The 21564-nt window shown below is 70.6% G+C and carries 19 protein-coding genes; 7 read left to right on the top strand and 12 right to left on the bottom strand.

The annotated features are described in order from the left end of the window. Positions 1–16: 16 nt before the first annotated feature. Both ASC76_RS23120 and ASC76_RS23115 read right to left on the bottom strand, forming a co-directional pair. Positions 17–1030 carry an FHA domain-containing protein gene (locus ASC76_RS23120; protein ID WP_082549414.1) on the bottom strand — a complete coding sequence of 338 codons (1014 nt, stop codon included), beginning with the start codon at positions 1028–1030 and terminating at the stop codon, positions 17–19. Beyond that, entirely contained in the window at positions 1018–2349 is a 1332-nt protein-coding gene (locus ASC76_RS23115; protein ID WP_056472571.1) for a S1C family serine protease, read from the bottom strand. Before ASC76_RS23115 ends, ASC76_RS23120 begins: the two co-directional genes overlap by 13 nt. Positions 2350–2464: 115 nt before the next feature. Between ASC76_RS23115 and ASC76_RS23110 the strand changes: the two genes are divergently transcribed. Further along, on the top strand, positions 2465–3490 hold the full coding sequence (locus ASC76_RS23110; protein WP_056472748.1) for an ABC transporter substrate-binding protein: 1026 nt from the start codon (positions 2465–2467) through the stop codon (positions 3488–3490). A gap of 16 nt (positions 3491–3506) precedes the next feature. On the opposite strand, the gene ASC76_RS23105 is transcribed toward ASC76_RS23110, so the two are convergent. From ASC76_RS23105 to ASC76_RS23090, 4 genes are all read right to left on the bottom strand, one after another. Further along, positions 3507–4862 carry a vanadium-dependent haloperoxidase gene (locus ASC76_RS23105; protein ID WP_157615991.1) on the bottom strand — a complete coding sequence of 452 codons (1356 nt, stop codon included), beginning with the start codon at positions 4860–4862 and terminating at the stop codon, positions 3507–3509. Positions 4863–5005: 143 nt separating this feature from the next. Further along, a complete protein-coding gene (locus ASC76_RS23100; protein ID WP_056472565.1) occupies positions 5006–5746 on the bottom strand; it encodes a LytTR family DNA-binding domain-containing protein in 741 nt (246 codons plus the stop codon). Positions 5747–5770: 24 nt separating this feature from the next. After that, positions 5771–6889 (bottom strand): sensor histidine kinase, encoded by a 1119-nt coding sequence (locus ASC76_RS23095; protein WP_056472563.1) that lies wholly within the window; start codon positions 6887–6889, stop codon positions 5771–5773. Then, complete coding sequence (locus tag ASC76_RS23090; protein WP_056472560.1) at positions 6886–7977, bottom strand: sensor histidine kinase; 1092 nt, start codon at positions 7975–7977, stop codon at positions 6886–6888. Before ASC76_RS23090 ends, ASC76_RS23095 begins: the two co-directional genes overlap by 4 nt. Positions 7978–8152: 175 nt before the next feature. Here ASC76_RS23090 and ASC76_RS23085 point away from each other — a divergent pair, with 175 nt between their 5' ends. From ASC76_RS23085 to ASC76_RS23075, 3 genes are read left to right on the top strand one after another with little or no spacing between them, the layout of a single operon-like run. Continuing rightward, entirely contained in the window at positions 8153–8968 is an 816-nt protein-coding gene (locus ASC76_RS23085) for an ABC transporter ATP-binding protein (protein WP_056472558.1), read from the top strand. Positions 8969–8984: 16 nt separating this feature from the next. Next, complete coding sequence (locus ASC76_RS23080) at positions 8985–9788, top strand: ABC transporter permease (protein ID WP_056472555.1); 804 nt, start codon at positions 8985–8987, stop codon at positions 9786–9788. A 16-nt stretch (positions 9789–9804) separates the two neighbouring features. Further along, the gene (locus ASC76_RS23075; RefSeq protein ID WP_056472552.1) at positions 9805–11736 is read left to right on the top strand and encodes a PhoX family phosphatase; all 1932 of its coding nucleotides are present in this window, start codon (positions 9805–9807) and stop codon (positions 11734–11736) included. A 3-nt stretch (positions 11737–11739) separates the two neighbouring features. Here ASC76_RS23075 and ASC76_RS23070 read toward each other — a convergent pair whose 3' ends face one another. Continuing rightward, positions 11740–13113: an amidase family protein gene (locus tag ASC76_RS23070; RefSeq protein WP_056472551.1), complete on the bottom strand. Its 1374-nt coding sequence runs from the start codon at positions 13111–13113 to the stop codon at positions 11740–11742. Positions 13114–13187: 74 nt separating this feature from the next. Here ASC76_RS23070 and ASC76_RS23065 point away from each other — a divergent pair, with 74 nt between their 5' ends. Then, positions 13188–13568 (top strand): VOC family protein, encoded by a 381-nt coding sequence (locus tag ASC76_RS23065; protein WP_056472549.1) that lies wholly within the window; start codon positions 13188–13190, stop codon positions 13566–13568. 10 nt (positions 13569–13578) lie between these two features. Here ASC76_RS23065 and ASC76_RS23060 read toward each other — a convergent pair whose 3' ends face one another. Continuing rightward, complete coding sequence (locus tag ASC76_RS23060) at positions 13579–15099, bottom strand: CoA-acylating methylmalonate-semialdehyde dehydrogenase (RefSeq protein ID WP_056472545.1); 1521 nt, start codon at positions 15097–15099, stop codon at positions 13579–13581. Positions 15100–15453: 354 nt separating this feature from the next. Here ASC76_RS23060 and ASC76_RS23055 point away from each other — a divergent pair, with 354 nt between their 5' ends. After that, positions 15454–16164 carry a YecA family protein gene (locus ASC76_RS23055; RefSeq protein WP_056472542.1) on the top strand — a complete coding sequence of 237 codons (711 nt, stop codon included), beginning with the start codon at positions 15454–15456 and terminating at the stop codon, positions 16162–16164. Here the strand turns inward: ASC76_RS23055 and ASC76_RS23050 are convergent. Then, complete coding sequence (locus ASC76_RS23050) at positions 16153–18264, bottom strand: primosomal protein N' (protein WP_235580567.1); 2112 nt, start codon at positions 18262–18264, stop codon at positions 16153–16155. The two genes, ASC76_RS23055 and ASC76_RS23050, sit on opposite strands and share 12 nt — an antisense overlap. 340 nt (positions 18265–18604) lie before the next feature. Continuing rightward, complete coding sequence (gene hemE, locus ASC76_RS23045) at positions 18605–19675, bottom strand: uroporphyrinogen decarboxylase (RefSeq protein ID WP_056472539.1); 1071 nt, start codon at positions 19673–19675, stop codon at positions 18605–18607. 62 nt (positions 19676–19737) lie between these two features. On the opposite strand from hemE, the gene cysK reads away from it, so the two are divergent. After that, complete coding sequence (gene cysK, locus ASC76_RS23040; protein ID WP_056472536.1) at positions 19738–20658, top strand: cysteine synthase A; 921 nt, start codon at positions 19738–19740, stop codon at positions 20656–20658. Here cysK and ASC76_RS23035 read toward each other — a convergent pair. After that, positions 20622–21209 (bottom strand): MOSC domain-containing protein, encoded by a 588-nt coding sequence (locus tag ASC76_RS23035; RefSeq protein ID WP_056472534.1) that lies wholly within the window; start codon positions 21207–21209, stop codon positions 20622–20624. The genes cysK and ASC76_RS23035 overlap by 37 nt on opposite strands. After that, positions 21206–21529: a DUF4326 domain-containing protein gene (locus ASC76_RS23030; RefSeq protein ID WP_056472743.1), complete on the bottom strand. Its 324-nt coding sequence runs from the start codon at positions 21527–21529 to the stop codon at positions 21206–21208. The genes ASC76_RS23035 and ASC76_RS23030 overlap by 4 nt, the downstream gene beginning before the upstream one ends. Between the last annotated feature and the right edge of the window lie 35 nt (positions 21530–21564).

Genomic DNA, 21564 nt, shown 5'->3' with positions numbered 1-21564 from the left:
CTTGGGGGGTGGACGGTTACTCGTCGTCGGCACGCGGGCCGTCATCGCCGCGCGCCGGTTCCTTGGCCTTCTTGTCGAGCTGGGTTTGCAGTGTCGCGAGGCCGTCGACGAAGGTCTCGACCGGCACCGGGCGAGCCAGCCGCAATGCGGGGGGGAACAGGTGGCTCATGTAGAGCTCGTCGCCGAACTGGTCGGTGCGCTGCACGTTGAACCAGAACGCGACCGCCACGCCGACGACCGCGCAGGTCACCGCGGCCCATTTGAGCATGCGGTGCTTCGTCTGCTCGACCGCGAGCAAGTGGAAGTACAGCGCGGTGGCGATCACGACGATCGAGCCGACGAAATCGAAATCGGTCAGCCACGGCCACGAGAACGCGAACGCGAGCAGCGCCGGCACCACGGAGACGGCCAGCAAGGCGAGGCTGGCATACAGGAACACGCGCAGATGCCAGCCGAAGCGGGCCTGGCGCGTGAAGGTCTTGGACAGCAGCGCCCAGGAACTGCACCACACCGCCGCGCCGAGCAGGCCGGCGAGCAGCGCGCTGCCGGCGGCACGCGCCAAGCCGTCGGGATCGGTGTCGAGGTAGGTCGCGAACAGCGTGCCGCCGATCAAGAGCAAGGCGGCCAGCAGCAGGCTGCCGACGCGCCGATTCAGCGACCCCTCCGGCGCCAGCGCGACCTCGGGCGCCACCACCTGACCCGGCAGGCGCAGGCGCAACGGCGTGCGACCCAGCATCAGCTCGATCGGCGCACCGTCGGTCGCGAGCGCGGCGCGCTCGCTACGGGCCAGACGCCGGCGACCGAGCGCGACGCCGTTGCGCGTGTCGGCGACCTCCAGCGCCAGGCCGGCGGTGTCCGGCACGATGCTCAGGTGGTGCGGCGCGACGTGCGCGTCGCCCAGCACGATGTCGTTGTCGAGCGCGCGGCCGATGCGCAGCGGCCAGGCGTGCACCGTGAAGGTCTGGCGCGGGTGGCCGTCGCGGTCGAGCACGTCGACCACGGCCAGCGTGGCTGGGCCTACTTCACCCATTGGTACGCCTCGAGGTAGTACTTCGCGAGCCGCTGCGCGTTCGCGAAGCTCAGCCCCTGTGCATCGAAGCGACCCTGGACGCCAGCCTGCGCCTGGTCGAGCGTGGCCACGAGCACGGCCAGGTCGTACAGCCCCGGCAACTTCTTGTACGCACGCAGGCAGACGACCGCACGCAGCGGCAGCCCGCCCCGGTCGAGATAGTCCTCGTGGCACTGCGGCTTGGTCTGGTGTTCCGCGCGCAGCCGCGTGAAGCTCTCGTTGCGAAAGCTCGCGGCGTAGCGCGCCGCGAAGCGCAGCGTGCCGAGCTTGCTGCCGTCGTAGCTCTCGTGGCGCACGCCGATCGCGCCGGTCGTGTAGTCCCCGACGAAGATGCGCGTGTCCATCACGCAGTCGGAGCGTTCCAGGTCGAGGCCACCGGTGCGCGATGGCTCGCTGCTGCCCCAGCAGCGCATGAACTGGTCGATCGGCACCGGCACCTTGTAGCGCGGGTGGGTCATCGGCTTCCAGCCCTGCGCGATGAAGCGCTCGGTCAGCAGCGCCTGGTGCTGCATCAACTGGTCGGTCACGAGGCCGTACGCGGCGGTCTTGATCGGCACGGCCTCGCGCCCGCGCGCCAGCAGCGCGGCCGCGAAGCTCGCCGGCACCAGGAAGCTGACCTGCTCGCCGTCGACGCGCCGCGCCACGTTGATGCCGATCACGCGCCCCTGTTCGTCGAGCGCCGGCCCGCCGCTCATGCCGCCGCTGAGCGCACCGCCGAAGAAGATCTGCGGATAGAAGCTGCGCCGCACCAGCCCGTTGTAGGTGCCCTCGGTGACCGCGAAACCCACGTCGAGCGGGTTGCCGAGCGAGTAGATGCGCTCGCCCTGCGACAGCGGCTGCGCGTCGGGACGGAACGCGAGTGCGTCGAACGGCGCGGCCGGCTTGCCGGGGTCGGCGGTCTTCAGCAGCGCCAGGTCGTGCAGCACGTCGAGTTGCAGGATCGCCAGCGGCGCCTCGCGGCCGTCGGCGGTGACGTAGACCAGGTCGTGGTGCTCGGGCTTGAGCGCCGCCTCTGCGACGACGTGGAAGTTGGTGACGATGTGGCCCTCGCCCGAGACCAGAAAGCCCGAGCCGACAGAGGTCTGACTCGCGCGCCCCTTCAGCACGGTGCGGATCTGCACCAGCTGCGAGCGGGCCTGCTCGTAGACCTTGCGTGCCGACAGCGAGATCGGCGCCGAGGCCGCCGCGCTGGGCGCCGCGGCCTGCTGGGCGGCCGCACCGGTGCCGAAGCCGAACGTGCAGAGCAGCGCGAGGATCGACCACACGGACAGCGACTTCATTGAAATTCATTCTACGGGCCGCGCCCGTGCGGCGTCGGACGGGGTGCGTTTCCCCGCTGTTGCGATGCGGTCGCCGCGGCTAGATTCGACCCTTCAAACCATGGAGAACCCACCGATGCAACGCCGAAGTTTCGTGGCGGCCGCCAGCGCGATGATTGCGCTGCCGTCGCTCGTGCGCGCCCAGAACCTCGAGAAGTCCAAGATCACGATCGCCGTGGGCGGCAAGAACTTGCTCTATTACCTGCCGCTGACGATCGCCGAGAGCCTCGGCTATTTCAAGCAGGAGGGGCTGGACGTGACCATCGCCGACTTCGCCGGCGGCTCGCGCGCGCTGCAGGCGATGATCGGCGGCAGCGCCGACGTGGTCTCCGGCGCGTTCGAGCACACGATCAACATGCAGGTGAAGGGCCAGCGGCTGCGCGCGTTCGTGCTGCAGGGCCGCGCGCCGCAGATCGTGCTCGGCATCAACCCGAAGACCATGCCGGGCTTCAAGAGCGTCGCCGAATTGAAGGGCAAGAAGCTCGGCGTCACCGCGCCCGGGTCGTCGACCAACGTGCTCGCGAACTTCGTGCTCGGCAAGGCGGGTTTGAAGCCGGGCGACGTGGCGATCGTCGGCGTCGGCGCCGGCAACGGCGCAGTCGCGGCGATGCGCGCCGGGCAGATCGACGCGATCAGCAACCTCGACCCGGTGATCACGCTGCTGGCCCGCTCCGGCGACCTGAAGATCGTCTCCGACACCCGCGTCGTCGCCGAGGCCGACCGGGTGTTCGGCGGGCCGATGCCGGCCGGTTGCATGTACGCGCCGCAGAGCTTCCTCGACAAGAACCCGGCCACCGCGCAAGCCATCGCGAACGCCATCGTGCGCGCCGACCGCTGGATCCATCAGGCCGGCGCCGGCGACATCATCAAGGCCGTGCCCGAGAGCTACCTGCTCGGCGACCGCGCGGTGTATGTCGACGCGTTCCTCGCCGCGAAGGGCGCGTTGTCGGCCGATGGCTTGTTCCCCGAGGCCGGTGCCGAGACCGCGCGCCGCGCGCTGGCCAGCATCGACCCGGAGATCGCCGGCGCCAAGATCGACCTGGCGGCGATCTACACCAACGAGTACGCGCGCAAGGCGGCCGCGAAATACCCGAAGGCGTAGCCGGACGGGATGCGGATCACTTCGCCTCGAAGTGATACCGCATCACCCACTGCGCCGTCTTGCGTCCGAGCTGCACGCCGGCCTCGCCCGAGTTGCGGTAGTGCATGCCGCCGTAGACCCGCGCGTCGACGATGTCACGCAGGAACGCGTCGGTCGAGTCGTAGTGGCGCGTCTTCTGCACCGCCGAGGCGACCGTGCTGTCCCAGTCGAACGACAGCTTCTTGGTGCCGTAGAACTCGCGCAGCGACTCGGCGGTGGCGGAACTGACGCACCCGTGCGCGGCCGGGTATTCGGGGTGGTTCGGCGTCGGCACGACCGGTGTCCAGGCCGGGTCGGCGGTGGTGGCGGCGTTGCCGTCGGTGTCGGCCAGCGTGATCGCGCTGGTCGGGCGCCAGAACCCGTAGTGGTATTTCGCGTCGAAGCAGCCGATCGTCGCGTCGGCGAGGGCGACGCTCAGGATCGCGAGCAGCCGCGCGTTGTCGGCCAGCGAGACGTTGACGGTCGCGAAGCGGCGCTGATTGCGGTATGGCGCGACCGCGGGTGATTCGGTGTGGAAGCGCGCCAGGTCCAACTGCTCGGCGGTGCGAAGGCTGCTCACGGTGCCGCCCATTGCCTTCGACTCGTCGAAGTCGCGGGTGTACACGTCGCTGCTCAACGCCGGTGGCGGCTCCGGCCGGAACTGGTCGGCGCTGCGCAACGTGAAGGGCCGGATGAACGGCCACTGGCGGTTCACCGGATTGACGCCGCGGAAGTCACCCGAGGCGGTGCCCGGCACGAACGGCGCGAGCGCGACGCTGCGGCCGTCGTTCGCGCGCAGCGCCAGCGCGCCGGCAGCCGCCTCGGCGCCGATCGACAGGCCGCGGGCCTTGGCATCGCCGTCGGCGATCGCGGCGAGCGCGCTGGTGTGCGCGGCCTCGTACTTGTCGCCGCGACTCGGGAACAGTCCCTTCAGCGCGCGGTAGGCGGCCTCGACGACCGCGGCCTCCGCCGACGCGCCGGCGGCCGGCGTGGTCGGCGTGGTCGCGAACGGGCGATGCGTAGCGGCGATCGCGATCACCGCGTCGTAGACCGCGACCTGCACGGTCGCGATGTCGGGGCCGCCGACGCGCTCCTCGGGCGTCGCGCCGGTCGGCGAGGACGGCACGTTGATCGTGTCGATCGCGATCGCGTGCCAGGTCGAGACGACGTTCGGGCCCAGCGGCACCAGGTCGTAGGCCTTCTCGCCGGTGCGCGCGGCGGCGTTGACGGTCGCGGTGGGACCGCTGTCGGCGCTGCTGCCGCCGCCGCCGCAGGCGACCAGCGTCAACGCGGCCAGTACCGAGGGAAGAACAGGGTGGGTCGTCCGGGTTCGCCGGATCAGGGTCGTCGTCATGGTGGCCTCCGCTGGGATCGTGGTGTGGGCCACGGCAAGGTACGTCGCGGGCGGTGCGATGGAAAGCGTCGGCCGACGAACCCGCGCCGGCGCCGACCAATCGGCCGCACGGCGGCATGAATGCCGCGTCGCCGCGGCCGCAGCTACATGTGCTTGAACAGGTGCGCGTAGGCGCTGCTGACGCGCAGCGTCTCCGGGCGTTGCTTGAGCCGCAGCTCGAGGCGTCCGGAAACGCCGCGCCGCACGCTGTGCACCGCATCGACATTGACGACCGTGCCGCGGTGGATGCGCCAGAACGTCGCCGGATCGAGGCGCGCCACCAGGTCCTGCAGCGGCGTCGAGATCAGCGCCTCGCCGTCCGCCGTGACGACGGCGACGTACTTGCTGTCGGCGCGGAAGTAGCAGATGTCCTCGACCGTGATCAACCGGATCTCGCGCCCGTTCAGCACCGTGATCCAGCGCAGCCGCTCGGTGCCCGGGCCCTGGCGGATCTGGTCCAGCAGGCGGCTGAGGTCGGCCGGCGGCCGGTGCAGGCGCTCGCGCACGCGGTGCACCGCCCGGGCCAGGCGCGAGGTGTCGAGCGGCTTGAGCAGGTAGTCGACCGCACCTTCCTCGAAGGCCTGGACCGCGTAGTGATCGAACGCGGTGATGAAGACGACGTGGGCGCGCACGCCCGTGACCCGTGCGACCTCGATGCCGGTCGGCCCCGGCATCTGCACGTCGAGGAACAGCACGTCGGGCCGGTGCTGCTCGATCGCGTGCAGCGCGGCGTGGCCATCGTGCGCGACCGCGCAGATCGCCAGCTCGGGCCACAGGCGGGCGAGCTCCTCGCGCAGTTCGGCGGCCAGCAGGGGTTCGTCTTCGGCGATCAGCGCGGTGGGCATGGGTTGTCCCCTGGGACGCCGACGTCAGGCGGTGTCGGCGAGGGCCGAATCAGCCCCCGTTCGTTCGACCAGCGGCAGGTCGAGGACCAGCAGCGGTGGCGCGGCCGTGACCCAGAGCCGGGCCGCCTCGCCGTGCAACAACGCGAGGCGCTCGTGCAACGGGCCAAGGTCGAGGGGGGCGCCCGCGCCCGGGTCGGTGTCGCACCCGCTGCCCGCGAGCGTCACCAGCAGACGGCCGCCTGCGGCTTCGGCGTCGAGCCGCCAGGTACAACGCACGGCCTCCGGCGCGTCGATAACGCTGCGCAGCATCGGCAACGCGAGCATCGGCGCGAGCGCCGCCCCGCTGGCGCGCTCGGCCCGCGTCACCGCGACGCGCGGCAGGTCGGGCCGCAGCGCGCGCGTCACCTGCAGCCAGCGGCGGACGACCGCGAACTCGCGCTCGACCGTCGAGCCGGCGTCGGCCCAGCGCGGCAGCATGGCGCGCAGAAGAGCGATCAGGTCGGTCAGCAGGCGGTCGGCCGCGGGCGGGTCGTGGATCTGCAATGTGCCGACGCGGCCGAGCGCGTCGAACAGCAGTTGCGGGTCGACCCGTGCCTGCAGCGCGAGCAACTCGGCCGACTGCAGCCTCTGCAGGTCCTGGGCGCGGGCGGCTTCGCTGGCACGCACCCGCGCATTGGTGCGCTGACTCGCGCGCCACAGCGCATAGATCACGACGATCGTGCCGAACTGGAACGCGTAGGTGATCAGGAACCACGCGTGCCGGCCGACATGCTCGGCCGCCCGGTTGATCCGCCCGATCGGCAGGTGGAGCACCGCCTGCGAACAGGCCAGCGTCACCAGCAGCGCGGCCAGGTAGGCGCGCCACGGCCGCACTCCGTCGGCGATCGCCACCTCCGCGACGCGCAGCGTGAACACCAGCGGCAGGGTGCGGCCGATGAACGAGGTGAGCAGGGTCTTGGCGTAGGTCTTGGCCGGATCGAAGAGCGGGTTCGTGCCCTCGGTCAACGAGATCAGGAAGTAGCCGCCGCTGTTGCCGAAGGCGAGCACGAACACCGACAACCCGGCCGCGAGCACCGCGTCGCGCCAGCCGAACGCGCGAGCGGCCTGGCCGACCCAGCGCAGCAGCGGCGAAGCCGGGCTCATGCGGCGAGCTCCGGCAGCACGATGGTCGCGATCACGCCGCGCGGCTGGTTGAGCTGCAGGCTCAGCGACGCCGCCGCCCCGTAGGCCGCGCGCAGCCGGCCGCGGATGTTGGCCAGCCCGGTGCCGCCGCCGCTGCCGGGCACGAGCCCGCGCCCCGTGTCGGCGACGCTGATCTGCAGCCGCCCCGCGGCGGCGCTCGCGCTGAGCCGGATCGCCCCGCCCTCGGGCAGCGGGTTCAGGCCGTGCTTCAGCGCGTTCTCGACCAGCGTCAGCAGCATCATCGGCGGCATCGGCTGCGTCTCGAGCGGCGCCGGCACGTCGACCTCGACCTGCAGCCGCGCCCCCATCCGCACCTGGTGCACCGCGAGGAAGGCCCGCACCAGTTCGGCCTCGCGGCCGAGCGTCGACTGCGCCGCACGCATGCGCGGCAGCGCGACCTCGAGGTAGCGCTTCAGGTCCGCCAGCATCGCAAGGCCGGCTGCGCTGTCGGTTCGCAGCAGGCGGCGCAGGTTGGCCAGCGAGTTGAACAGGAAGTGCGGCTCGATCTGCGCCAGCAGCACCTGCAGCTGCCCGGCGGCGAGCCGGCCGTCGAGTTCGACCCGTTCGAGCTGCTCGGCATGCAGTGCGTCGGCCGCTCGCTGCCGTGCGCGCACGAACTCGTGCACGCCGGCGACGGTGGCGGTGATCACCAGCACCTGGTGCAGCCGCGCCAGGCCCGCGAACGAGGTCATCGCCGGGGTCTCGCAGCCGCACGCCATCTGCTGGAACAGCAGCATCAGCGCGCAGCCGGCAACGCTGGCCCCGAGCACCACCGCGGTCAGCACGAGCCAGCGTGCCGGGCCGCGCGCCGCGAGCAGCGGCCGCGCCGCGAAGACCAGCGTGACCGCCGGCAGCAGTCCGGCCAGGTAGCCCCGGATGCCGAGCAAGAGGTCCAGACCGATGGTCGCGGGCGCCGCCGCGCCGCGGATCCAACCGCTCAGGCGCTGCTGCAGCATCACCCCGACGATCAACGTGACGGCCAGCGCCACGTCCAGCCCGTAGGCCTCGATCCAGGATCGCGTGCGGCGGAAGCGGGGCAGCAGGTCCATGGTTCCCACGACGGCAAATGGGCGACCCCGGCGGGGCGCAGCCCGAACGACCGAGCGTAGGCCCGAAGCGGCGCCTGTGCCATCCCCAACCGACGAATCGACACTCGGCCCGTCCGGAACCGCCTGTGGTGTTCCCGAATCGCGCCGGGCCGGGCGATTGGTACAGTCGGCGGCCATGCCTCACGCCGAACCCACCGCCGCGCTCCGCCTCGGCAACGTCAGCTGCACCTTCGCGAACAAGGACGATCCGGGCCAGCGCTACACGGCCGTGCGCGACGTGTCGCTGACGGTCGGCGCGGGCGAATTCGTCAGCGTCGTCGGCCCCACCGGCTGCGGCAAGAGCACGCTGCTGAACGTCGCCGCCGGCCTGCTGGCGCCGAGCAGCGGCAGTGTCAGCGTGTTCGGCGAGGCGCTGAATGGCATCAACCGCCGTGCCGGCTACATGTTCCAGGCCGAGAGCCTGATGCCGTGGCGCACTGCGGCGCAGAACGTGATGGCCGGCCTCGAGTTCCGTGGCGCCGCCGATGCGCGGGCGCAGGCCGACGAGTGGCTGAAGCGCGTCGGCCTCGGCGGCTTCGGCGACCGCTACCCGCACCAGCTCTCCGGCGGCATGCGCAAGCGGGTCAGCCTGGCGCAGACGCTGGTGCTCGACCCCGACATCATCCTGATGGACGAGCCGTTCTCCGCGCTCGACGTGCAGACCCGCCAGCTGATGGAGAACGAGGTGCTCGACCTCTGGTCCTCGAAGAAGAAGGCGGTGCTGTTCATCACCCACGACCTGGACGAGGCGATCGCGATGAGCGACCGGGTCGTGTGCCTGAGCGCCGGCCCGGGCTCGCACCCGATCGGCGAGTTCGCGATCGATCTGCCGCGCCCGCGCGACGTGGCCGAGGTGCGGGCGACGCCGCGCTTCGTCGAGCTGCACCAGGCCATCTGGACGGTGCTGCGCGACGAGGTGCTCAAGGGCTACCGGCAGCAATTGGCGGCATGAAATACCTTCGCCGGCCATGAAGTACCTTCGATTTTGGCAGCTCGGGCTGCTGCTGCTGATCTTCGTGCTGTGGCACCTGCTGACCAAGCCGGGGCTGATCCCGCCGATCGTGTTCGAGAACGACCAGCAGGCCGCGTTCTTCTTCGGCGAGCCGTTGAAGATCTTCGGCCGGATCTGGGACTGGTTCGTCGTCAACGCCAACATCTACGAGCACCTGGGCGTCACGCTGCTCGAGACCGTGCTGGCGTTCGGCATCGGCACCGTGCTGGGCCTGGGCTGCGGGCTGTGGCTGGCGCTGAGCCCGATGGCCGCGGCGATCACCGACCCGTACATCAAGGCGCTGAACAGCATGCCGCGCGTGATCCTGGCGCCGATCTTCGCGGTCTGGTTCGGTCTGGGCATCGCGAGCAAGGTGGCGCTGGGCGTCACGCTCGTGTTCTTCATCGTCTTCTTCAACGTCTACCAGGGCGTGAAGGAGGTGAGCCCGGTCGTGCTGGCGAACGCGCGCATGCTCGGCGCGTCGCAGCGCCAGCTGCTGCGCCATGTCTACCTGCCGAGCGCGACCAGCTGGGTCTTCAGTTCGCTGCACACCAGCGTCGGGCTGGCGTTCGTGGGCGCGGTGGTCGGGGAATACCTGGGCTCGTCGCGCGGCGTCGGCTACCTGATCCTGCAGGCCGAGGGCTCGTTCGACATCAACACCGTGATGGCCGGCATCCTGTTGCTGACGGTGTTCGCGTTGCTGCTCGACGCGTTGGTGGGCCGGCTGGAGAAACGGCTGATGAAGTGGCAGCCCAAGACGGGCGAAACCGAGAAACTCTGAGAAGGCAGGGCGCGCAATGGCCAAGGATTTCGACACGATGGAGGACAGCAACCGCGCCTCCAATCCCAGCATCCACGACGTGTCCGATCCGGCGCGGCGCGTGTGGCTGCAGGGCGGTCTCGCGGCGTTCGCGGGTGCGGCGTTCGGGCCGCTGATGACGGGTTGCGCCACAGCCGGTGCGCGCACCGGCGCTCCGTTGCTCGGCTTCAAGGGCATCCCGGCCAGCGCGGCCGACAGGATCACGGTGCCCGACGGCTATGTCGCCACCGTGATCGCGGCCTGGGGCGAGCCGATCGGCGTGCCCGGCCAGATGCCCGCGTGGCGCGAGGACGCGTCGGCGAGCGCCGCCGACCAGGCGGTGCAGATGGGCATGCACCACGACGGCATCCACTTCTTCCCGCTCGCCGGCAGCAGCACGCGCGGGCTGTTGACGATGAACCACGAGTACACGGACGACGGCCTGCTGCACGCCGACGGCATGGCGACCTGGTCGGCCGAGAAGGTCCGCAAGGCGCAGGCCGCGCACGGCATCGCGGTGATCGAGGTCGAGCGCCGCGGCGACGCCTGGACGATGGTGCGGCCGTCGCCCTATGCGCGGCGCATCACCGCGACCACGCCGTTCGCGATCGGCGGGCCGGCCGGCGGCCACGCGCTGATGAAGACCGCCGCCGACCCGGCCGGCCGTACCGCGCTCGGCACGTTCAACAACTGCGCCAGCGGCAAGACACCGTGGGGCACCTACCTGTCGGGCGAAGAGAATTTCAACGGCTACTTCGCGCTCGGCGACGCGAAGCCCGACGCGCACCAGCAGCGCTGGGGCCTGCGCAAGACCGCGTTCTACCGCTGGAACGAACATGACGAACGCTTCGACGCCGCGAAGCACCCGAACGAGTTCAACCGCTTCGGCTGGATCGTCGAGGTCGACCCGATGGACCCGAAGAGCACGCCGGTCAAGCGCACCGCACTCGGCCGTGCGGTGCACGAGGGTGCGTGGGTCGCGGTCACGCGCGACGGCCGGGCCGTCGTCTACTCGGGCGAGGATTCGCGCTTCGAGTACATCTACAAGTTCGTCAGCCGCGACCGGATCGCGCCGGCCGGCAACGGCCTGACGCAGGCCCAGGCGAACCGCGAGCTGCTCGACCACGGGACGCTGTACGTCGCCCGTTTCGATGCCGACGGCACCGGCCGCTGGATGCCGCTGGTGCACGGCACCGGTCCGTTGACGGGGGCGAAAGGCTTCGCCGACCAGGGCGAGGTGCTGATCAAGGCCCGCCAGGCGAGCGACCTGCTCGGCGCCACCAAGATGGACCGCCCCGAGTGGCTCGCGATCGACCAGCAGGCGCGCGAGGTCTACTGCACGCTCACCAACAACACCGCGCGCGGCGCGAAGGGCCAGCCCGGCGTCGATGCCGCGAACCCGCGCGCCGACAACGCGATGGGCCAGATCATCCGCTGGAAGGAGGGCGCGGCGGCCGGCGGCGATTTCGACGCCACCACGATGCGCTGGGACCACCTGGTGCTCGCCGGCGACCCGGCTAACGAACGCGCCGATGCAAAGGGCAACATCAAGGGCGACATCTTCGGCAGCCCCGACGGCCTGATGCTGGATGCGCGCGGCGTGCTGTGGGTGCAGACCGATGCGTCGGCCACGCAATTGAACAAGGGCGAGTACGCGCGCATCGGCAACAACCAGATGCTCGCGTTCGACCGCGGCACCGGCGAGGTGCGGCGCTTCCTGACCGGCCCGGTCAACTGCGAGATCACCGGTGCGACGCTGACGCCCGACGGCACGACGATGTTCATCAACGTGCAGCACCCCGGCGAGACGCCGAGCGACCGCAGCGACCCGGCCGAGCCGAACAAGTTCTCCAAGTGGCCGAGCGGTGGGCGGCCACGTTCGGCCACGGTGGTGATCCGCCGCCTCGATGGCGGCGTGATCGGCGCCTGAGCGTCAGCCGGCGCGCAGCGCCTCGATCTGCCGCGCCAGCGCGACCGTCGTGCGGTCGTGCAGGAACGCGCCGATGATCTGCACGCCGATCGGCAGGCGGTCGGGGCTGTTGGCGATCGGCGCGGCGGTGGCGGGCAGGCCGGCGAACGTCGCCATGCCGGACCACGCCAGCTGGTCGCCGAAGGCAGTCGGCTCGCCGTCCAGCAGCATCGACCGCTTGCTCCAGACCGGCTCGTCGGTGAGCGGGAACGCGGCCGTGCCGAACACCGGCGCGAGCACCACGTCGAACTCGGCGAACAGCGCGCGCCATTCGCGCCGGACCTTCGCGCGGCGCTGGACCAGGTTGAACCACTCGTGCGCCGAGATCACCTCGCGTCCGCCCGGCGCGCCGTAGGTCGTGATCGTCATCAGCATCTGCACGTAGGCGCGGTGCACGCCCGCGAGTTCGGGCAGCAACGCGCTCGACCGCTCGATGCGTGCGCCTTCGCGCACCAGGTCACCGGCCAGGAGATGCAGCGCCTCGCGCGTCGGCGCATCGGCGCGGGCGCTCGGATGCGTGTCGAGCAGCAGCACGCGCAGGCCGTCGATCGTCGGCACGCGCGGCGCGGGCAGGTCGAGGCGGTAGCCGTTCGCCTCGTCGCCGTCCGGGCCGGCGAGCACCCCCAGCGCGAGGTCGAGGTCCGCGGCGCGGCGCGCCATCGGGCCGCACACCGCGAGGTCGATGCCGGCGCCATCGGTGCCCGGCGGCGCGTGACCGCGCGAGGGCAGCAGGTCGAAGCTCGGCTTGTGGCCGAACACGCCGCAGAAGTGCGCCGGCACGCGGATCGAGCCGCCGATGTCGGAACCGAGCTCGAGTGGCACCATGCCGGCCGCCAGCGCCGCGGCGCCGCCACCGGACGAGCCGCCGGGCGTGCGGGTCGCATCGTGCGGGTTGACGGTGACGCCGTGGATCGGGTTCGCGCTCTGCCAGTCGCCGAGCGACGGCGGCACGTTGGTCTTGCCGAGGATGATCGCGCCGGCAGCCTTCAGGCGCCGGACCAGCACCGCGTCCTCGGTGGGCACGAAGTCGCGGAACGCGGCGATGCCCCAGGTCGTCGGCAGGCCGGCGACGTTGTACGACTCCTTGACCGTCATCGGCACGCCGAGCAGCGCGCCGGTCGTGTCGCCCTCGGCGATGCGGGCGTCGCAGGCTAGTGCCTGCTCGCGGGCGCGGTCGAAGTCGCGCACGACGACGGCATTGATCGGCCCGTCGAGGCGCTCGATCCGCGCGATCGCGGCGTCGCACAACGCCACCGCGGTCACGCGGCGCGTGCGGACCGCCTCGGCCAGTTCGCCGGCGGTGGCGGAATCGAGATCGGGAGGTGCGGCATGCGGCATCGAAAGCCCTTGAAGATGGTGTTCATGGTGGCCCTGCAGGCGCAAAATGAACTCGCACTCGACAGGAGACGACCATGTTGACACATGCGCCCGTGACCACGATGTTGCCGGTCAAGGACCTCGCCCGGGCCCGCCAGTTCTACGAGGGCCGGCTCGGCCTGAAGCCGATCGGCGCGCAGGCCGACGGCAAGTTCACGTTCGACTGCGGCAGCGCCACCCTGGCGCTGTTTCCGAAGGAGGGCGGCACCAAGGCGGATCACACCGCCGTCAGTTTCCGGGTCCCGGACATCGCCGCCAGCATCGCGGCGCTGAAGGCGGCTGGCGTGGTGTTCGAGGACTACGACTTCCCGGGCCTGAAGACCGTCGAACACGTCTGCGTGCTCGGCGCCGAGAAGGCCGCGTGGTTCCTCGACACCGAAGGCAACATCCTGTGCCTGCACGAAGACATCGGCTGACGCGGCGCGGCTACTTCGCCGTCGGCATCACGAACTCGGCGCCCTTGCCGATGCTGGCGGGCCAGCGCTGCATGATCGACTTCTGCTTGGTGTAGAAGCGCACGCCTTCCTCGCCGTAGGCGTGCATGTCGCCGAACAGGCTGCGCTTCCAGCCGCCGAAGCCGTGCCAGGCCATCGGCACCGGGATCGGCACGTTGATGCCGACCATGCCGACCTGGATGCGGCGCGAGAACTCGCGCGCCACGTTGCCGTCGCTGGTGAAGCAGGCGACGCCGTTGCCGAACTCGTGCGCGTTGATCAGGTCGACCGCTTCCTTCAGGTCGTGCACGCGCACGCAGCCGAGCACCGGGCCGAAGATCTCTTCCTTGTAGATCCGCATCTCGGGCGTCACGTGGTCGAACAGCGTGCCGCCGGTGAAGAAGCCCTGCTCGTGGCCGGTCACCTTGTGGCCGCGGCCGTCGACGACCAGCGTCGCGCCTTCCTCGACGCCGGTGCCGATGTAGCCCTCGATCCGCTCCAGCGCCTGCTTCGTGACGATCGGGCCCATCTCGGCGTCGAGTTCCATGCCGTTCTTGATCTTCAGCGCCTTGGCGCGTTCGGCCAACTTCGGCACGACCTTGTCGGCCGCGTCGCCGACCAGCACCGCCACGCTGATCGCCATGCAGCGCTCGCCGGCCGAGCCGTAGGCCGCGCCGATCAGCGCGTCGACGGCCTGGTCGATGTCCGCATCCGGCATCACGACCATGTGGTTCTTCGCGCCGCCCAGTGCCTGCACGCGCTTGCCGTGGTGCGCGCCGGTCTCGTAGATGTATTGCGCGATCGGGGTGGAGCCGACGAAGCTCAGCGCCTTGACGTCGGGGTGGGTCAGCAGCGCATCGACCGCGACCTTGTCGCCCTGCACGACGTTGAACACGCCCGGCGGCAGGCCGGCCTGCGTCAGCAGCTCGGCCATGAACACCGAGCACGAAGGATCGCGCTCGCTCGGCTTCAGGATGAAGGTGTTGCCGCAGGCGATCGCGACCGGGTACATCCACATCGGAACCATGCACGGGAAGTTGAACGGCGTGATGCCGGCGACCACGCCGAGCGGCTGGCGCAGCGTCCAGTTGTCGATGCCTGTGCTCACCTGATCGGTGTAGTCGCCCTTCAGCAGCTGCGGCACGCCGCAGGCGAATTCGACGATGTCGATGCCGCGCGTGACCTCGCCCTGCGCGTCGGTGAAGACCTTGCCGTGCTCGGCGGTGATCATCGCGGCGAGCGTGTCGCGGTGCTGGTTCAGCAGTTCGAGGAACTTGTTCATGATCCGTGCGCGGCGGATCGGCGGCGTGTCGGCCCAGGCCGGAAATGCGGCCTGGGCGGCGGCGACCGCGGCCGACACTTCCTCGACCGAGGCCAGCGCGACCTGGCGTGCCACGGCGCCGGTGGCCGGGTTCCAGACCGGCTGGCGGCGCCCCGAGGTGCTGGCGACCGCACGGCCGCCGATGTGGTGCCCGACCTCGGTCGTGGCCGTGAATGCTTCGGGTGCGCCCATGGTGAATCTCCTCGCAGCGGTGATGGCGGAACAGCCTGACAGTCTATGCCAGCCCGAAAAAAAGCCCACCCGCGTGAGCGGGTGGGCTGGGAAGTCCTTCGGAAAGGACGTCGTTGGGACCGGTATCGGTTCAGCGCCCTGTTCGGTGTGGTGTTCTTGGCCGGGCGTTTCGAACCATGCTTCGTGCCTTCCGGAGAAGACGCCGTGTGACAGCAATCAGGGCACTCTAGGGACGCGTTCCGGCACCCACCATCCCCAATTCGAGGGACCGGGCGGCGACGTTGCTTTTTGCCCCGCATTGCAGTGAAAAACGTCACACGGCGCCGCGCCGCGCACAGCGGTGACAATCCGGGCATGGCTGCCCCACCCCCCCGCCAGACGCCGCGTTCGGCCCAGCCGCTCACCGAGCGCGAGCTCGACGAACTGCAGGCGCTGCTCGATCGCGTGCCCGCGCCGCTGGAGGCGCTGGATGTCAGCATGGTCGACGGCTACCTGTGCGGCGTATTGCTGCAGCCGCGGCGCATCGCCGTGGCGCGCTGGATGCCGCATGTCACCGATGTCGATGGCCGCGCCCTGCCGGCGAAGTTCGACACCGCCAGGCTGCACGCGCTGGTGCTGCGCCGGCATGCCGAACTCGACGACGCGATCCAGCGACGCCAGTGGTTCGATCCGTGGGTGTTCGAGCTGGCCGACGACGATGCCGATACCGGGACGCATGCCGGGGCGGACGACGATGAAGACGACCCGGGCGACGCCGGCGCGATCGACGCCGTCTACCCCTGGGTCGCCGGTTTCGCGACCGCGCTGGAACTGTTCCCCGACTTGATGGCCCTCGACCCGAAGGCGCTGACCGAGCCGCTCGCGCTGGTCTACCGCCACCTCGGGCCGGACGACCTCGAGGACGCCGACGAGCTGCTCGCCGAGATCGAGTCGCTCGAGCCGCCGGAAGACCTCACCGAGGCCGTCGAAGGCCTGGTGCGCGCGACGCTGCTGCTGGCCGACATCTCGCGCCCGGTCGGCGGCTCGGGCCCGGCGGCGCGCCGCATGCGGCCGTCAAATCGCTGACGGATCGACGTCGACCGCCCAGCGCAGGATGCGCTCGTCGGCGCCCTTGCGCTCGCGCCGCAGCCCGTGCAGCGCGGGCAGCCACAGCGCCAGGAAGCGCTGCAGCGCGACCCGGGACGCGGACTCGATCAGCACCTGCATGCGCTCCACGTCGGCGACCCGCGCCACGCCGAGCGGCACCGGCGGGTACACCATGACCTGATCGGCACCGGGCAGCGTGGTCGCGAGTTCGGCCGCGGCATGCAGGAACGCGCGCGCCGCCTCGGGCGTGCGCGCGTCGGCGCGCAGGATCGCGAGGTGCGAGAACGGCGGCAGGCCGGCCATCTCGCGCTCCTTCAGCTGGCTCGCCGCGAACGCGTCGAAATCGTGCGTCCGCAACGCGCCGTACAGCGCGTGGGTGGGGTGCCAGGTCTGCACCCACAGCTCGCTGCGGTCGGCGTGCGCGGCGTCGCGCCCGGCGCGGCCGCCGGCCTGCATCAGCAGCGCGAACAGGCGCTCGGGTGCGCGGAAGTCGCTGCTGAACAGCGAGCTGTCCGGGTTGACCGCGGCCACCAGCGTGATGCGCCGGAAGTCGTGCCCCTTGGTCACCATCTGCGTGCCGACCAGCACGTCCACGTCGCCGGCGTGCACGGCGCCCAGTTGCGCTTCGAGCGCGCCCTTCAGGCGCGTGCTGTCGGCGTCGATGCGGGCAACGCGGGCCGGCCGGTCGTCGGGCGTGCGCAGCAGTACGGCGAGCTGCTCCTCGAGCCGCTCGGTGCCGCGGCCGATCGGCGCGATGTCAAGGTTGCCGCAGTCGGGACACGCACGCGGGACCCGCTCAGTGAAACCGCAGTGGTGGCAGCGCAGCGTGCGGTCGAGCTTGTGGAACACGCGCCAGGCGCTGCAGTGCGGGCAGCCGCTCTTCCAGCCGCATTCGCCGCAATGCAGCACCGGCGCGTAGCCGCGGCGGTTCAGGAACACCAGGCTCTGCTCGCCGCGCGCCAGCCGGTCCTGCAGCGCCGCCACCAGCGGTGCGGACAGCGCGGTGTTCACGCCGTGCAGCTTGGGCTGCTGCGTCATGTCGACCAGCCGCACCTTGGGCAGCGCGCCGCCGCCGATGCGCGCCGGCAGCGCCAGCTTCAGGTACTTGCCCTCGGCGGCGCGCTGCCAGCTCTCCAGCGACGGCGTCGCCGAGCCGAGCACGACCGTCGCCTTCTCGAGCCGGCCGCGGTAGACCGCCAGATCGCGGGCCGAGTAGCGCGCGCCCTCTTGCTGCTTGTAGGACGGGTCGTGCTCCTCGTCGACGACGATCAGCCCGAGCCGCGGCATCGACGCGAACACCGCCAGCCGCGTGCCCAACACCAGATCGGCCAGACCGAGGTGCGCGGCCAGCCAGCTGCGCAGCCGCTGCGCCGGCGTCAACCCGCTGTGCAGCGAGACGATGCGGCGGCCGGCGAAGCGTTCGGCGAAGCGCGCTTCGAGTTGGGGCGTCAGGTTGATCTCCGGCACCAGCACGAGCGCCTGGCGGCCAGCGGCCAGCGCGCGCGCGGCCGCGCCGAGGTAGACCTCCGTCTTGCCGCTGCCGGTCACGCCGTGCAGCAGCACCGGGGGCGGCAGCGCCCGCGCACCGGCCTGGGCGATGCGATCGAGCACGTCCTGTTGACCGGTCGTCAGCGGCGGGGCGCCGGTGGGGGGCGCGCCGGCCGGCGCGGCCGCCATCGCCTTGTGCAGCTTGCGGATCCGGTTGGCGAGTTGTGCGTCGTCGAGCTTTCGCAGCTCGGGCGGCAGGACGGACAGCGCGACCTCTCCGGTGCTGCGCTGGTAGTAGGCCGCCGCGAAATCGACCAGCTCGCGCCATGCAGCACCGAGCGGCGGCAGTGCCGCCAGCGCGGCGCCGACCGGGCGCAAGTTGACGCCGGGGTCGGCGCTCGAGCCGTTGCCCCACACGATGCCCGGCACCTCGCGACGGCCCAATGGCACGCGCACCAAGGTTCCGGCCGCGAGCATCTGCTCGCTCAGGTAGTCGAGCGGGCCGGACAGGCCGGTGTGCTGCGGCGCCTCGACCGCCACCAGCACGCGCGCGCCCTGGGGTACCGGTTGAGAGGGCAGGTTACCGGTCAAATCTCAACTTTCGTTCACAAAGTAGCGTTAAGTCGATGATTTTGAAGCGCTTTCCAAGCTTTCCACTTCTGCTGTGGATAACTTTGTGCGTAACCATGTCGGCAATGCCCGCAAACGCTTGCTGCGCTTGGCATCGCCAAAGAATGCCCGCTGAAGCAGCAACACCGCGAAATCAATGAAATCAACAACTTAGCGCAAAGAAACAGAACGCTCTTGTTGCGTCGCAGCACTGAATGCTGCGTCTGTTACGCATGCCCGATTTTGGGGATAAGTCAAGCCCTGAGCGCTCACTTACCGGCAAAAGAAAATCGCGGGCCGGTCGTACGCGCCCGGTCGGCGTTCAGCCGGAGGCGAGTTGACGCCTCGAGACCTCGTGCACGGTGTCGACCAGCACGCTGACGTTTTCCGGCGGCGTGTGCTGACTGATGCCGTGGCCCAGGTTGAACACATGGCCGCCCGGCCGGCCGTAGCTTTCCAGCGTGCGCGTCACTTCGGCACGGATCGCGTCGGGCGTCGCGAACAGCACGTTCGGATCGATGTTGCCCTGCAGCGCCACCCGGTCGCCGATCCGCGCGCGCGCCGTCCCGAGGTTCACGGTCCAGTCCAGGCCGACCACGTCCGGCTGGATCGCGGCGATGTCCTCCAGCCACAGCCCCCCGCCCTTGGTGAAGACGATGTGCGGGATGCGCTGCCCGTCGTGCTCGCGCTTCAGCTGGTGCAGCACGCGGCGCGTGTAGGCCAGGCTGAATTGCTGGAATGCGCCGTCCGCCAGCACGCCGCCCCAGCTGTCGAAGATCATCACGGCCTGCGCGCCGGCCTCGATCTGTGCGTTCAGGTACTGCGCGACCGCGGCGGCGTTGACCTCGAGCATGCGGTGCATCAGGTCCGGGCGGCTGTACAGCATGGTCTTGACCAGGCGATAGTCGTCCGAGCCGGCGCCTTCGACCATGTAGCAGGCCAGCGTCCACGGGCTGCCGGAGAAGCCGATCAGCGGCACGCGGCCGTTCAGCGCCTTGCGGATCGACGCGACCGCGTCGAACACGTAGCGCAGCTTGGCCATGTCCGGGACCTCGAGCTTAGCGACTGCCGCCTCGTCGCGCACCGGGTGCGCGAACTTCGGGCCCTCGCCGAGCGCAAACGACAGGCCCAGGCCCATCGCGTCCGGCACGGTCAGGATGTCGCTGAACAGGATCGCGGCGTCGAGCGCGTAACGTTCGAGCGGCTGCAACGTGACTTCGGTCGCGTAGTCGGTGTTGGTCGCCAGCCCCATGAAGCTGCCGGCCTTGGCGCGCGTGGCGCGGTATTCCGGCAGGTAGCGCCCGGCCTGGCGCATCAGCCAGACCGGAGTGTGCGTGGTGGGCTGGCGCAGGCAGGCGCGCAGAAAGCTGTCGTTCAGCAGGGGTGCAGGCATGGCGGGATTGTCGCAAACCGTTGCGTGTCCATAATTGGTGGCGCAACCCACGGAGGAACCCGATGCTGGCCAACGACATCCTGAGCACGATCGGCAAGACGCCGCACATCCGCGTCAACCGCCTGTTCGGCAACACGCACAGCGTGTACATCAAGAGCGAACGCTCGAACCCGGGCGGCTCGATCAAGGACCGGATCGCGCTGGCGATGGTCGAGGCCGCCGAGGCCTCGGGCGCGCTCAAGCCGGGTGGCACGATCATCGAGCCGACCTCGGGCAACACCGGCGTCGGCCTCGCGATGGTTGCGGCGGTCAAGGGCTACAAGCTGATCCTGGTGATGCCGGACAGCATGAGCATCGAGCGCCGCCGCCTGATGCTGGCCTACGGCGCGAAGTTCGAATTGACGCCGCGCGAGAAGGGCATGAACGGCTCGATCGCGCGGGCCACCGAACTGCTCGCGCAGACGCCCGACAGCTGGATGCCGCAGCAGTTCGAGAACCCGGCCAACATCGACGTCCACGAGCGCACCACCGCGCAGGAGATCGCGGCCGACTTCCCGAGCGGCATCGACGTGCTGATCACCGGCGTGGGCACCGGCGGTCACATCACGGGCTGCGCGAAGGTGCTGAAGGCGATGTGGCCGAAGCTGCAGGTGTTCGCCGTCGAACCCAGCGCCTCGCCGGTCATCAGCGGCGGCAAGCCGAGCCCGCACCCGATCCAGGGCATCGGCGCCGGCTTCATCCCGAAGAACCTGCACACCGACCTGCTCGACGGCGTGATCCAGGTCGAGGCCGAGGCCGCGCGCGAGATGGCGCGGCGCGCGGCGCGCGAGGAGGGCATGCTGGTCGGCATCTCGTCGGGCGCCACGCTCGCGGCAATCGGCCAGAAGCTTGCCAGCCTGCCCGCCGGCGCGACAGTGCTGGGCTTCAACTACGACACCGGCGAGCGCTACCTGTCGATCGAGGGATTCCTGCCGACGGAGTGAGCGGGTCGCGGCGCTTCAGCGAGTTGGCAGCGCACCGCATCGCCGGTGCGCAGCTGCCCGCCTTGCAGCACGCGCGCCGTCACCCCGCCGTGGCCGCGCATCGCGTTGTAGCCGCCCGGGCCGAGCCGCGCTTCCATCTGCGAGCAGGGATCGCACGGGCCGGTGATCTCGAGCACGACGTCGGTGCCGAGATGCAGATGCAGCGGCTGGTCCTTGAACAGCGCGCGCGCGGCGAGCAGGTTGATGCCGCTCACCACGAGGTTGCGGCGCAGCGGCGCGGCATCGAGGTGCGGCAGGCCGGCCAGCGACGCGATCACCGCGAGATGCTCGGCCTGGATCAGCGTGACCTGCCGCTTGCCGCCCAGTGGCGAGGCGCCGGCACGGGCCGCGCTGCGGTCACCGTCGAGGCCGCGGGTGGCGATGGCCTGCACCGTGTCGACCACCCGCATCGGCGCCCCTCGCGCGGGCCGCAGCAGGATCGTTTCCAGGCGACCCGCGCGCGGGAACTGAGCCGTCAGTGCGCGCAAGCCCTCGGCATCCGGTGCGCTCATCGGCCGTTCGCGATCTTCAGCATCAGGTCGGCATGGCACGGGCCGTTGAGCGCGCACCAGCAGGCGAGGTGGCGGCCGCGCAGTGCGCCGCGGATCTCCTCGACCGACGGCGGCACGGCACCGTCGGGTGCCGCGAGCGCCCCTTTCATCCAGGCCGCGTGATTCGCAACGGCCGCCGCCACCGAACCGCACGCCGCCGGCGTGAACGGATTGCCCCAGCGCGTGGTCCGGTCGATCTTGACGGTGTTCTCGGGCATCTTCCAGCCCTTGATTCGTTTGAGCTGGACGCGGTGCGGGGCGGTGGCGGGAGCGGCGGGCATGTGCAGGCAGCAGCGGAACATCGGGGCGCTCAGCT

Source organism: Rhizobacter sp. Root404 (assembly GCF_001425865.1).
Classification (GTDB): Bacteria; Pseudomonadota; Gammaproteobacteria; order Burkholderiales; family Burkholderiaceae_C; genus LMDS01.
Note: the sequence above shows the minus strand (reverse complement) of the source record. Positions and strands in the feature narration are given on the sequence as shown.

Excerpts from the sequence above, each read along its gene's own strand:
- ASC76_RS23120 (WP_082549414.1), bottom strand. The coding sequence starts at position 1,030 with ATGGGTGAAGTAGGCCCAGCCACGCTGGCCGTGGTCGACGTGCTCGAC.
- ASC76_RS23115 (WP_056472571.1), bottom strand. The coding sequence starts at position 2,349 with ATGAAGTCGCTGTCCGTGTGGTCGATCCTCGCGCTGCTCTGCACGTTC.
- ASC76_RS23110 (WP_056472748.1), top strand. The coding sequence starts at position 2,465 with ATGCAACGCCGAAGTTTCGTGGCGGCCGCCAGCGCGATGATTGCGCTG.
- ASC76_RS23105 (WP_157615991.1), bottom strand. The coding sequence starts at position 4,862 with ATGACGACGACCCTGATCCGGCGAACCCGGACGACCCACCCTGTTCTT.
- ASC76_RS23100 (WP_056472565.1), bottom strand. The coding sequence starts at position 5,746 with ATGCCCACCGCGCTGATCGCCGAAGACGAACCCCTGCTGGCCGCCGAA.
- ASC76_RS23095 (WP_056472563.1), bottom strand. The coding sequence starts at position 6,889 with ATGAGCCCGGCTTCGCCGCTGCTGCGCTGGGTCGGCCAGGCCGCTCGC.
- ASC76_RS23090 (WP_056472560.1), bottom strand. The coding sequence starts at position 7,977 with ATGGACCTGCTGCCCCGCTTCCGCCGCACGCGATCCTGGATCGAGGCC.
- ASC76_RS23085 (WP_056472558.1), top strand. The coding sequence starts at position 8,153 with ATGCCTCACGCCGAACCCACCGCCGCGCTCCGCCTCGGCAACGTCAGC.
- ASC76_RS23080 (WP_056472555.1), top strand. The coding sequence starts at position 8,985 with ATGAAGTACCTTCGATTTTGGCAGCTCGGGCTGCTGCTGCTGATCTTC.
- ASC76_RS23075 (WP_056472552.1), top strand. The coding sequence starts at position 9,805 with ATGGCCAAGGATTTCGACACGATGGAGGACAGCAACCGCGCCTCCAAT.
- ASC76_RS23070 (WP_056472551.1), bottom strand. The coding sequence starts at position 13,113 with ATGCCGCATGCCGCACCTCCCGATCTCGATTCCGCCACCGCCGGCGAA.
- ASC76_RS23065 (WP_056472549.1), top strand. The coding sequence starts at position 13,188 with ATGTTGACACATGCGCCCGTGACCACGATGTTGCCGGTCAAGGACCTC.
- ASC76_RS23060 (WP_056472545.1), bottom strand. The coding sequence starts at position 15,099 with ATGGGCGCACCCGAAGCATTCACGGCCACGACCGAGGTCGGGCACCAC.
- ASC76_RS23055 (WP_056472542.1), top strand. The coding sequence starts at position 15,454 with ATGGCTGCCCCACCCCCCCGCCAGACGCCGCGTTCGGCCCAGCCGCTC.
- hemE (WP_056472539.1), bottom strand. The coding sequence starts at position 19,675 with ATGCCTGCACCCCTGCTGAACGACAGCTTTCTGCGCGCCTGCCTGCGC.
- cysK (WP_056472536.1), top strand. The coding sequence starts at position 19,738 with ATGCTGGCCAACGACATCCTGAGCACGATCGGCAAGACGCCGCACATC.
- ASC76_RS23035 (WP_056472534.1), bottom strand. The coding sequence starts at position 21,209 with ATGAGCGCACCGGATGCCGAGGGCTTGCGCGCACTGACGGCTCAGTTC.
- ASC76_RS23030 (WP_056472743.1), bottom strand. The coding sequence starts at position 21,529 with ATGCCCGCCGCTCCCGCCACCGCCCCGCACCGCGTCCAGCTCAAACGA.